Genomic DNA, 12,387 nt, shown 5'->3' on the forward strand with positions numbered 1-12,387 from the left:
TACATTAGGCTAATGCATTAGCGACTTTTGAGGCACTTTTTCGGCCGATAACTTGGCTAATATTATTACCCGCTATAACAAGCTTGTTTAGGTCGATACCTGTCTCAATTCCCATGCCGTGTAGCATGTAAACTAAGTCTTCAGTCGCTAAGTTTCCTGAGGCGCCTTTAGCATAAGGACATCCGCCCAACCCCGCGACAGATGCATCAAAACTGGTTACCCCCATGTCTAAGCAGGCTAAAATATTGGCGAGTGCTTGTCCGTAGGTGTCGTGAAAGTGTAGTGCAAGCTTGTTTACAGGTACGACACTCGCTACCGCTTCTACCATTTTACGGGCATTTGATGGCGTGCCAATACCTATGGTGTCACCCAGTGATATCTCGTAACAGCCCATTTTGTAAAGAATTTCAGACACTCGGGCGACTTCATTGACATCGATGTGACCTTCATAGGGGCAACCAAGTACGCAAGAGACATAACCACGCACCGCAATATTGTGCTGTTTTGCTTGTTGCATCAATGGCATAAAGCGCTCAATTGACTCATCAATTGAGCAGTTAATATTTTTCTGGCTGAAGCTCTCTGAAGCGGCGCCAAATATTGCCACCTCATCGACGCCAGAGGCTAACGCTAGCTCAAAACCTTTCAGATTTGGGGTTAAGGCGCTATAAGTGACACCTTTTACCCTTGGCATTTGGCTAAATATGTCACCAGAGTCAGCCATTTGTGGCACCCATTTAGGTGACACAAAGCTGCCCGCTTCAATGCGAGTTAGGCCCGCTGCGGCTAAGTCTGCAATAAGTTGCAATTTAGCGGCAGTGGGCACGGGTACTTCATTTTGTAAACCGTCACGGGCGCCAACTTCAAAAATGCTCACTTTAGATGGCATCATGTTTTAGCTTCCTTTTCGGTTTCCGTAGTCGCTTGTTTGACAGATTCTTCGACATGTAACAGCTGTACTCCATCGCTTACTAGCTCACCGCTTTGGAAGTAAAACTCGGTGACTACGCCATCAAATGGGGCTTCTATGGTGTACTCCATTTTCATGGCTTCCATCACTAATAAGCCTTGTCCCGCTTTAACGGTTGCACCCACTTCAACAAGATGAGTCACCACTGTGCCGTTCATTGGCGCTTTTAACTTATCTGCGCTGTTAATGGTTTCATCGGCAACTTGTGCAAGCACTGCGGTAAAGTGGTAACTGCCGCTAGGGAGGAATAAGGTAAAGTTGTCGCCATCACAACTGACAGGCACTTTACTTTTATGACCATTAATTTCGGCAAACAACACATCATCTTTAATTTGACCGGCTAGTTTTAGCGCCTGGCCATTTAGGCCTAAGTGCAATGCGCAGCCTAAGTCTGTCATCAGTAAGTTTTGCAGTTCATGTTTTTCATCAAGTAGGGCAACATGATGAATGCTAGCACTGTTTAATCTAAAGCCGCTTACTTGCCCCCAGGGTGAATAGGGGTCGTTGCTATTAACGGCATTCACTTTTGCTTGTTGCTGGCGTAACAACACTTGATATAAACCGGCGAGTGCAATCGCAGTATCAGATTCACTGCTCGCATCGCCAATTAAAGTATTGCCATAGCGTTCGATAAAGTCAGTGCAAAAATCAGCTTTGGCAAACGCAGGGTGTTCAGCTATATTGGCTAAAAACTCAATATTATGTTTTAACCCACTGATTTGATAAGACTCTAGAGCATTGACTAAGCGATGTAAGGCACGTGGACGAGTTTCGTCCCAGACAATCAATTTAGCGATCATTGGATCATAAAAGTTACTGATCACATCGTTTTCACGTATGCCCGAGTCAATACGCACATGGCGATTTTGCTCTGGTTCACGTAAAAAGTTTAGTTTACCGCTAGCAGGCAAAAATTCATTTTGTGGATCTTCTGCGTAAATACGCACTTCAAATGAGTGACCATGAATGCGCACTTCATCTTGTTTTAATGGTAGCTCTCCACCACTGGCGACTAAAAGCTGCCATTTAACTAAGTCCTGGCCGGTAACCATTTCAGTCACTGGATGTTCTACTTGCAGACGAGTATTCATTTCCATGAAGTAGAAGCTGTTGTCGGTATCAAGTAGAAACTCAACCGTACCTGCGCCAACATAATCAATGGCTTTGGCAGCGGCAACCGCGGCTTCACCCATTTGAATGCGTAGCTCGTCTGACAAACCTGGCGCTGGCGCTTCTTCAACCACTTTTTGGTGACGACGTTGAATAGAGCAATCACGATCTGATAGATAGATTGCGTTGCCTTTGCTGTCGGCAAAAACTTGAACTTCTACATGGCGTGGCTGACGTAAGTAACGCTCCATTAATAATTTATCATTACCAAATGATGAGGTGGCTTCACGACGAGCAGAGCGAATAGCTTCCAAGGTCTCACCGTCATTTTCAACGATGCGCATGCCTTTACCACCGCCGCCATATGCCGCTTTTATCAGTAACGGAAAACCGACTTGTTTGGCTTGATAAACCAAATTTTCATCGGTTTGGTCGTCACCATGGTAACCTGGCACTAATGGCACATTCGCCTTACCCATAATCTGTTTTGCCGCACTTTTACTGCCCATGGCATCAATGGCATCACTGCCTGGGCCGACAAAAGCAATACCGTTCTGCTCGCACTTACGGGCAAACTCAGCATTTTCAGACAAAAAGCCATAACCTGGGTGAATGGCCTCTGCACCAGAACGTTTGGCAATATCAATAATCAAATCGGCTTTTAAGTATGAATCCGCAGGGGCACTGCCACCCAAATGATAAGACTCATCCGCCATAGCGACATGAAGGGCATCTTTATCGGCATCGGAATATAAGGCTATGGTACGTACACCCATGGCCTTAGCCGTTTTAATAATACGGCAAGCAATTTCACCACGGTTGGCAATCAGTAATTTAGTAATCATTATTTGGCTCCTTGAGGGACGGCGGCATGTTGCCAAGCCGGAGAGCGTTTTTCGAAAAAGGCATTTAGGCCTTCTTGGCCTTCATCAGAGACTCGAATACGGGCAATCTGTTCACTGGTGTAGCTCAGTGTTGCATCATTAATTACGCCGTCTTCTAGTCGAGCCACTAAGGTTTTAACCCATGCCATACCTTGTGGACTGTTCGCTTTAAAGGCGGCAATAAAAGGCGCTGCCGCTATATCTAAATCATCATCAATGACGTGAATAACCTGTTGTTTAAGGGCTTCGTCGGCACTAAAACGCTCTGCAGTTAACATATAGCGTCTGGCTTGGCGAATACCCATAGCGCGCACAACATAAGGACTAATAACCGCAGGAATTAAGCCTAGTTTTACTTCGCTTAAACAAAAGCTGGCACCTTGATTGGCAATAGCGATATCGCAGCAACAAATTAATCCTAATGCGCCACCAAAGGCTGCGCCATTAACCAGTGCGATACTCGGTTTAGGAAATTTATCCAACACATGCATAAGTTTGGCAAGTTCATGGGCATCAGTGAGATTTTGCTCAAAATCCATTTTGGCTTGCTTGCGCATCCAATTAAGATCCGCCCCAGCACTGAAGTTTTTTCCATTGGCACGCAGTACCAAAATTTGGCATTCAGATGAATCGGCAAACTGTTCGATGGCGATAATCATTTCATTAATCATCACTTCATCAAACGCATTATGCTTTTCTGCGCGATTTAATATTAACTCACCCACGCCTTGGTTAAGATGACATTGGATGTGTTGAAAATCATTTTTAATCATTTTTTAATGCTCCTATTGATTGAACGCAATTACATGCGGAACACACCAAACTTGGTGTCTTCAATAGGCGCATTTAATGCCGCTGATAACGCTAAACCTACCACATCACGGGTTTGTGCTGGGTCGATAATACCATCGTCCCACAGGCGGGCACTGGCATGGTATGGATGACCTTCTTTGTCATATTGCTCAACAATAGGCTTTCTGAATGCTTGTTCTTCTTCGCTGGTCCATTCAACCCCTTTACGGGCTAAACCATCACGACGAACGGTGGCAAGTACGCCAGCAGCTTGTTCACCGCCCATAACGGAAATACGCGCATTTGGCCACATCCACATCATGGTGGGTTCAAATGCTCGACCACACATGCCGTAGTTACCTGCGCCATAACTGCCGCCAATAATCACGGTAAATTTAGGCACGTTGGCACAAGATACTGCGGTAACCATTTTGGCACCGTGTTTGGCAATGCCTTCATGTTCGTACTTTTTACCCACCATAAAACCGGTAATGTTCTGTAAGAACAGTAATGGAATTTTACGTTGGCAACATAGCTCAATAAAGTGAGCGCCTTTTTGAGCCGACTCGGAGAACAAAATGCCATTGTTGGCAACAATACCAACAGGGTAACCATGAATGCGGGCAAAGCCACAGACCAATGTTGCGCCGTAATTGGCCTTAAACTCGTCAAAGTCTGAATCATCGACGATACGACCAATGACTTCTTTAACATCAAATGGCTTTTTAAGATCGGTTCCGACAATGCCGTAAAGTTCATGAATATCATACTTAGGCGGTTTTACTGGGCTAAGCATGCTGGAAATCGTTTTTTGATGATTTAGGCGCAGTACTGCCCGACGTGCAAGCTCTAATGCATGATCATCGTTTTGAGCTAAATGATCGGCAACACCGGATATTTTGGTATGCACTTCTGCGCCACCTAATTCTTCCGCTGATACTTCTTCGCCAGTTGCAGCTTTAACTAGAGGAGGCCCGGCTAAAAAGATGGTGCCTTGATCTTTAACAATAATCGATTCATCTGCCATTGCAGGTACATAAGCACCACCTGCGGTACATAAACCCATTACCACGGCAATTTGCGGAATGCCAAGGGCCGACATTTGTGCTTGATTGTAAAAAATACGCCCGAAATGATCGCGGTCTGGAAATACTTCGTCCTGGCGTGGCAAGTTTGCCCCGCCTGAATCAACCAGATAAATACACGGTAAATGACAGCGTTTGGCGATGTCCTGTGCTCGTAAATGCTTTTTCACTGTAATAGGGTAGTAAGTGCCGCCTTTTACTGTGGCGTCGTTAGCAATGATCATACACTCAACGCCGCTTACACGGCCTATACCGGCAATAACACCTGCGGCAGGGACATCTTCATCATAGACTTCATAAGCGGCAAATTGGGCTATTTCTAGAAAAGGCGAACCAGGATCGAGCAGTTTTTCAACTCGGTGACGGGGTAATAATTTTCCACGTGACAGATGACGTTCACACGCCACAGGGCCACCACCTTGTTCAATTTTTGCCAGTTTTTGCTGCAGGTCTTCGACTAACAAAGCCATATCATCATATTTAGCTTTAAATTCATCACTACGAGGATTTATCTTGCTGCTCAGGTGCGTCATGTCAATATCCTTTATTGAGCACAAATAGGGTATTGAGGGGGAGGGCGTTTACGCCGATTAACTTACCCCTCAAGTGGAAAAGTGTTAGCCATACCTATTCACTTTGAACAAGTGTTGATAAGGCTAACGCATTGACCATTATTTAGATTCGTTAAACAGTTCACGGCCGATAAGCATACGGCGAATTTCTGAGGTACCGGCGCCTATTTCATATAGTTTGGCATCACGTAATAAACGGCCTGTGGCATATTCGTTAACATAGCCATTGCCACCAAGCAGTTGAATGGCATCTAATGCCATTTTAGTGGCTAATTCGGCACTGTACAGAATCGCGCCAGCAGCATCTTTACGGGTAGTTTCGCCACGGTCGCAAGACTTAGCAACGTTATAAACATAGGATCTTGCAGCGTTCATCCCCGTGTACATGTCAGCAATTTTGCCCTGCACAAGCTGGAATTCACCGATAGATTGACCAAACTGGACGCGCTCGTGAATATAAGGCACCACGATGTCCATACACGCTGCCATAATGCCAAGTGGGCCGCCAGACAGTACAACGCGTTCATAATCCAGGCCGCTCATGAGTACTTTTACGCCATTGTTCAGTCCGCCTAAAATATTTTCTTCTGGCACTTCACAGTCTTCAAACACTAACTCACAGGTATTTGAACCACGCATGCCTAATTTATCTAATTTCTGCGCTTGGCTGAAACCTTTAGAGCCACGTTCTACGATGAAGGCGGTTATACCATGGGCGCCTTTTTCTAAATCAGTTTTGGCATAAATCACATAAGTGTGTGCATCTGGACCGTTGGTGATCCACATTTTATTGCCATTAAGAATATAACGGTCGCCTTCTTTACGGGCACTGAGCTTCATTGAAACTACGTCAGAACCGGCATTAGGCTCACTCATTGCTAGCGCACCTATGTGTTCGCCGCTAACGAGTTTTGGCAGGTATTTAGCGCGTTGAACCGCATTTCCATTACGGTTGATTTGATTTACACATAAGTTTGAATGCGCGCCATAGCTTAAACCAATAGAGGCTGATGCCCGTGACACTTCTTCCATTGCCACAACATGGGCTAAGTAACCCATGTTTGCACCACCAAATTCCTCTGGCACAGTGACGCCGAGCAAGCCCATATCACCCAGCTGAGTCCACACGTGATTAGGGAACTCATTGTCATGGTCTACTTGTGCGGCAATGGGGGCAATTTCGTTGCTGGCAAAACTGCGAACTGCGTCGCGCAACATATCAATATCTTCGCCCAAACCGAAATTAAGGCTGCTGTATAAATCGCTCATGGCTTATGTCCTGTTGAATTATTATTTGAGACGCCACGCTATGTTGCGTTTTGGCGTCATTTGCTTGTCTTTTAAAGGCTGCGTTAAACAGCTAAATGGTATTGATGATGCTAATGACCGATTATTCGGTTCTATTTTTACTGGCACTTTTACTAAAATATCACTCGATTTTTTAATGACAATATTTGTAATAATAGTCAAATAAATCGCTTTATGTTTTTGATGCCTTATTGGTTTCTAAGGCTGATTTACATTGCTGCTCGGCAGAATTGAGTTCCATCAGCACCACTTTAATGTCATCCATTTGCTGCTGAAGTGCGGCCTTTTTATCATTGACTAAGTCCAGCATGGTATTGAGCTGTGATGTGCTTGATTTATCTGCATCGTAAAGTTCGAATAGGCGGCGGGTTTCAGCCAATGAAAAGCCTAAACGTTTACCGCGTAAAATCAGTTTCAGTCTGACGCGATCTTTTAGGGTGTATATGCGTGTTTGGCCACGACGCTTAGGCTTGATTAAGCCTTGGTCTTCGTAAAAACGAATGCTGCGGGTGGTGATATCAAATTCTTTTGATAAATCACTGATAGAGTATGTAGATTGGGTGCTGACTGTAGCGTTCATCATCTCACCAAATAGGTTTCTTTTGATGCACGATATATGAAGTTTACGTAAAGGTAAAGTTTGCGGTAAAAAATCTATTTTACAACTGTTAATTCATCTTGCCATTTCGATTGGATTTTTTATTTAAGCTATTAATTAATATGTTTTTATTAATTCTTATTTATGTTTCTGTATCCTGTTGGTGTAATTGTCGCAGCGCTCATAAATATCAATACTAATCCCTTGGTCTAATAGGGATATTGGCTTAATTCTGCTCATAATCAACCTTGGGAGAGCTAACGGAGAACTAACATGACTGATGTAGGAAAGTCATTACATGAGCAATCAATTGAAGATCCAACGACCTTTTGGGCTGATGCTGCAAAGATGATTACTTGGGACAAAGAGCCTAAGAGCATTTTAGACGATTCAAATAAACCTTTTTATCAATGGTTTGCCGATGGCAAAATGAACACGTGTTACAACGCCGTTGACCGTCATGTTGCTGCGGGAAAAGGCGAGCGTATCGCCATTAATTACATTAGCCCAGTCACACAAAATCAATACACCATCACCTATAACGAATTATTAGCACAAGTGAGCCGTTTAGCGGGCTACATGCAGTCTATCGGTATTGAAAAGGGTGACAGGGTGGTGATTTATATGCCAATGGTGCCCGAAACCGCTTTTGCAATGTTAGCGTGTGCTCGTATAGGTGCAATTCATTCAGTGGTGTTTGGTGGTTTTGCCGCCAATGAGTTGGCGACTCGTATTAATGATGCGAAACCTAAACTCGTGCTGTCAGCATCTTGCGGCATAGAGCCCTCAGGCGTTGTACCTTATAAGCCATTATTAGACGATGCACTAAACCAAGCCAGTCATAAAGTTGACCATTGCCTTATTTTAGCCAGACATCAATATCAAGCAGAGTTAACCGAGCCAAGAGATGCTGACTGGCAGCATGCACTGCAAAATGCCTCAAATGCAGATTGTGTATCCCTCAATGCCACCGATCCTTTATATGTGCTTTATACCTCAGGCACAACCGGCAAACCTAAAGGTGTTGTACGTGATAATGGTGGTCATGCGGTGGCTTTATGTTGGTCGATGAAGAATATCTACGATATTGAGCAAGATGAGGTGTTTTGGGCTGCATCTGATGTGGGCTGGGTGGTTGGTCATTCATATATTGTTTATGGGCCGTTATTAGTCGGTGCAACCACAATTATGTATGAAGGAAAACCCATTGGTACACCGGATGCCGCGGCATTCTGGCGAATTATTGCTGCCAATAACGTCAAAAGTTTTTTTACCGCCCCAACGGCTATTCGAGCCATTAAACGCGAAGATCCCGAAGGTGAGCTCATTAAGCCATTTGATCTGAGTTGTTTAAAACAAATGTTTTTAGCGGGGGAGCGTTGTGATCCAGAAACGTTAAACTGGAGTCAAGCCATGCTGGGTAAACCTGTGATTGATCATTGGTGGCAAACTGAAACGGGTTGGCCAGTAGCGTCAAACTTAATGGGAATAGAGCCTATAGCGATTAAACCCGGATCTCCCGCAAGACCGGTACCGGGTTATCAAGTGGAAGTGCTTGACGCTATGGGTGAGCAAGTGCCCGCCAATGAAAGTGGTAACGTGGTCATTAAGCAACCGTTACCGCCAGGGACATTAACTACCTTATGGCAAAATGATGATCGCTATGTGGACAGTTATTTATCTATGTATCCCGGATACTATTTAACCGGTGATGCTGGTTACATTGATGAAGATGGTTATCTGTATATTATGAGCCGCATCGACGACATTATTAATGTGGCCGGTCATCGTTTATCGACAGGACGCTTTGAAGAAGTGTTGTGTCAACATCCTGCGGTGGCAGAAGCGGCGGTTATTGGTGTACAAGATAAATTAAAGGGCCAAGTTCCACTGGGTATGGTGGTGCTTAAAAATGGCGTTAACCTAACCGATGATGAACTTCATCGCCAACTATTAGCCTTAGTAAGGCATGAAATAGGCCCAGTGGCATCGTTTAGATTAGTCAGCGCAGTGCCTAAATTGCCTAAGACTCGTTCAGGCAAAATTTTACGCGCCACTATGCGTAAAATTGCCGATAACCAAGAATATACTGTGCCCGCTACCATAGAAGATCCACAAACTTTAGACATTGCTCGCAATACGTTAACGCGAATGGGCTATGCTAATGCACTAACTAAAGCCTTAGGTAAGTAAATTTTTTAATGAATACAGACGTCAATGTTAGCTAAGATAATGATTTTTATACTTGATAATATTGACGTTTTTATTAAATAAACCTTAAAAAGACTGCTTTACGAAAATATTGAAAAACACATTTCGATTACTGTAACCCATAGAATCTAGGTTTTAACTGGTAATTTAGTTACAAAAATCGCTATAATATTTGTCCATATGGGTTCGCGAATCGCGATAAATCTCTGTGACCTTGTGGAATATAAATCTAATGACTCACCACACTCAATTGTCAAACATCGGCGTAATAGGCCTTGGTGTTATGGGCAAAAATCTTGCGTTAAATATAGCTGATAATGGCTACCACGTGACTGTTTTTGATCTAGATGAGGCTAAAATCAATGGCGCGCTTGAACAAGAGCACCAAGAGCGGAAAGAAGGCTTAGCACCTCGAATGCAAGCTTGTAAGAATCTTTCAGAAATGCTCGAAAAATTAATTTCCCCTAAAGTAATTGTTTTATCCGTACCTGCGGGCAAAATTGTTGATGGTATTTGTAATACTTTGATTGAAAGTGGCATTTCCAGTGATGATATTGTCATTGATACCGGTAACAGTCTGTGGACTGATACGGTTGAGCGCGAAGCGCATTATAAAGGTAAGTTTAAGTTTTTTAGTTCAGCGGTTTCTGGTGGTGAAGTGGGTGCACGTTTTGGTCCGTCATTAATGCCCAGTGGCGATGAATCTGCATGGCAATATGTCGCGCCAATTTGGAACGCTATCGCTGCTAAAGTTGACAGTAAAACCGGTTTGCCTATTGAGCGTTTTGAGCCCGGCAACCCGGTTACTGAAGGCGAACCTTGTACCACTTATATTGGCCCCGCAGGTTCAGGCCATTACGTTAAAATGGTACACAATGGTATTGAATATGCTGATATGCAGTTAATTTGCGAAGCCTATCAATTGCTTCACGATGGTTTAGATTTATCAACCCACGAGATTGGTGATATCTTCAAGCGTTGGAACCAAGGTAGTTTAAATAGCTATTTAATGGAAATCAGTGCCGAAGTATTGCAACAAGATGATCCGCTAACGGGTAAACCGCTGGTTGAGATGATTTTGGATAAAGCCGGCCAAAAAGGCACGGGTTTGTGGACTGCAGTCAGTAGTTTGCAAATTGGCTGTCCAGCGCCAACAATCGCTGAAGCTGTGTATGCCCGTGCGGTAAGTACTCAAAAAACATTACGAGTGTCGTTAAGCAAAACCCTAATTGGTCCAGCAAAAACAACCTTGTCAGATGTTGAGAAAACAGCCTTTATCGATGCATTAGAAGATGCGTTATATTGCGCCAAAGTATGCTGTTATGCGCAAGGTTTTCAGCTAATGGCGATGGAAGCTAAAGAGCAAAATTGGCCACTTAACTTTGCTGAAATAGCCAAAATCTGGCGTGCTGGTTGTATCATTAGAGCGACTTTTTTACAGTCCATTACTCAAGCTTATGAGCAAGATCCTGCGTTGCCAAATCTGTTAATGGCCGAAAGCTTTAGCAGCACTTTAGCAACCAAGCAATTAAACTGGCGTAAAACAGTCGCGGCATCAGTGATGCAAGGTATTCCTGCACCGTGTATTAGTTCCGCTGTGGCTTATTATGATAGCTATCGCTGCGAGACATTGCCTGCTAACTTATTGCAAGGTCAACGCGACTTTTTTGGCGCCCATACTTTTGAACGTACAGATAAACCGGCTGGCGAAAAATACCATTTAGACTGGAGCGCAAAAGAGCGCACTTTAACTAAAGTGTAAAGTTTAGTTTGTGTTATCCAATAAAAAAGGCTTCTTAATGAAGCCTTTTTTGATTTTTACACTGAGCTTTTAGATTGAGGAGCTGAAAGTTAAATACCTATGCTTAACTTAAGTGCTTAGATTTGGCTGAAATTGATAACTAAGCCTGCGCTAAAAAGTGCGCTGAAAATCATCGTCAGTTTAGCTGTTTTACCCAGAATAGGATTTAACGCTTCTCCTGAGTTATCTCTAAAATCTTTACTTAAGTTTCTGGCTAAGACTAATGATACGCCTGCTAATAATACCGGCCAGCCCTCAAGTGCACCCAATAAAAATCCGGCAATGATTATTCCAAAAGGCAAATATAACAAGCTTTGGTATAAGACTTTTGCTTGCGCTTCACCAATGCGAACCGCAAGGGTGTTTTTGCCCGCTTTGGTATCGGTTGTGATATCACGGGTATTATTGACTAACATAATGGCGGCGTTAAAAAATCCGAGTGCACAGCCTAAAAGCCAAGCCGTTAATGTGGTCTCGCCAGCTTGCAGGTAGTAGCTACCTACAACAGCAACTAAGCCAAAAAAGATAAATGCTGCAACTTCACCTAATCCATGGGAAGCCAGAGGGTAAGGGCCGCCACTGTAGCAAAGTGCCGCTAAAATAGATGCCGCCGCCAATATGGCAATTGGCCAGCCACCGTGCCAAATAAGGTACGAGCCCACTAATAACGCCGCTAACAAACACAGTATCATGGCGTTACGTACCGTATCTGGGGCGATCATGCCGCTTTGGCTTACTCTCACTGGCCCAAGTCTTTCTGCGGTATCTATGCCGTTTTTAAAGTCGAAATAGTCGTTGGCTAAATTGACTGATATTTGCAGTAATACGGCACATAACATTGAAATAGCGGCAATGAGCCAGCTAAATTGTGTTAGCTGAAGCGCTAACATATTACCGATAAGTAAAGGTCCGATTGCCGCTGGCAATGTTCTTGGGCGAATAGCCAAAATCCAAGGTTGCATAAACATCAAATAACTAGATTAGTAATGCCTAATAGCTTAACAAATTTTGTTAACGACTGCTGTTGATATTGTTTGCGACAAATCACTAATTTCG

At 43.8% G+C, this 12,387-nt stretch carries 9 protein-coding genes; 2 read left to right on the plus strand and 7 right to left on the minus strand.

Translation table 11 applies throughout. From position 1 onward, the window contains the following. Positions 1 to 4 precede the first annotated feature (4 nt). The 6 genes from ACRWQN_RS08395 to ACRWQN_RS08420 form a co-directional block, all read right to left on the minus strand. Positions 5 to 892 carry a hydroxymethylglutaryl-CoA lyase gene (locus ACRWQN_RS08395; protein WP_434940448.1) on the minus strand — a complete coding sequence of 296 codons (888 nt, stop codon included), beginning with the start codon at positions 890 to 892 and terminating at the stop codon, positions 5 to 7. Then, positions 889 to 2,925 (minus strand): acetyl/propionyl/methylcrotonyl-CoA carboxylase subunit alpha, encoded by a 2,037-nt coding sequence (locus ACRWQN_RS08400; RefSeq protein WP_434928797.1) that lies wholly within the window; start codon positions 2,923 to 2,925, stop codon positions 889 to 891. Before ACRWQN_RS08400 ends, ACRWQN_RS08395 begins: the two co-directional genes overlap by 4 nt. Next, entirely contained in the window at positions 2,925 to 3,737 is an 813-nt protein-coding gene (locus tag ACRWQN_RS08405; protein WP_434940449.1) for an enoyl-CoA hydratase-related protein, read from the minus strand. Before ACRWQN_RS08405 ends, ACRWQN_RS08400 begins: the two co-directional genes overlap by 1 nt. Before the next feature lie 29 nt (positions 3,738 to 3,766). Beyond that, positions 3,767 to 5,374: a carboxyl transferase domain-containing protein gene (locus ACRWQN_RS08410; RefSeq protein WP_434928799.1), complete on the minus strand. Its 1,608-nt coding sequence runs from the start codon at positions 5,372 to 5,374 to the stop codon at positions 3,767 to 3,769. A 138-nt stretch (positions 5,375 to 5,512) separates the two neighbouring features. Next, positions 5,513 to 6,682, minus strand: coding sequence for an isovaleryl-CoA dehydrogenase (locus ACRWQN_RS08415; protein WP_434940450.1), 1,170 nt, complete (start codon positions 6,680 to 6,682; stop codon positions 5,513 to 5,515). Between the two features lie 211 nt (positions 6,683 to 6,893). Then, positions 6,894 to 7,301 (minus strand): MerR family transcriptional regulator, encoded by a 408-nt coding sequence (locus ACRWQN_RS08420; protein WP_226410375.1) that lies wholly within the window; start codon positions 7,299 to 7,301, stop codon positions 6,894 to 6,896. 291 nt (positions 7,302 to 7,592) lie between these two features. On the opposite strand from ACRWQN_RS08420, the gene ACRWQN_RS08425 reads away from it, so the two are divergent. Beyond that, on the plus strand, positions 7,593 to 9,512 hold the full coding sequence (locus tag ACRWQN_RS08425; RefSeq protein WP_434940451.1) for a propionyl-CoA synthetase: 1,920 nt from the start codon (positions 7,593 to 7,595) through the stop codon (positions 9,510 to 9,512). A 250-nt stretch (positions 9,513 to 9,762) separates the two neighbouring features. Continuing rightward, positions 9,763 to 11,292: an NADP-dependent phosphogluconate dehydrogenase gene (gndA, locus tag ACRWQN_RS08430; RefSeq protein ID WP_434930083.1), complete on the plus strand. Its 1,530-nt coding sequence runs from the start codon at positions 9,763 to 9,765 to the stop codon at positions 11,290 to 11,292. Positions 11,293 to 11,408: 116 nt separating this feature from the next. On the opposite strand, the gene ACRWQN_RS08435 is transcribed toward gndA, so the two are convergent. Beyond that, on the minus strand, positions 11,409 to 12,293 hold the full coding sequence (locus ACRWQN_RS08435; RefSeq protein WP_434940452.1) for a 1,4-dihydroxy-2-naphthoate polyprenyltransferase: 885 nt from the start codon (positions 12,291 to 12,293) through the stop codon (positions 11,409 to 11,411). Between the last annotated feature and the right edge of the window lie 94 nt (positions 12,294 to 12,387).

It is taken from the genome of Shewanella sp. HL-SH8 (genome assembly GCF_051165765.1).
Taxonomy (GTDB): Bacteria; Pseudomonadota; Gammaproteobacteria; order Enterobacterales; family Shewanellaceae; genus Shewanella; species Shewanella glacialimarina.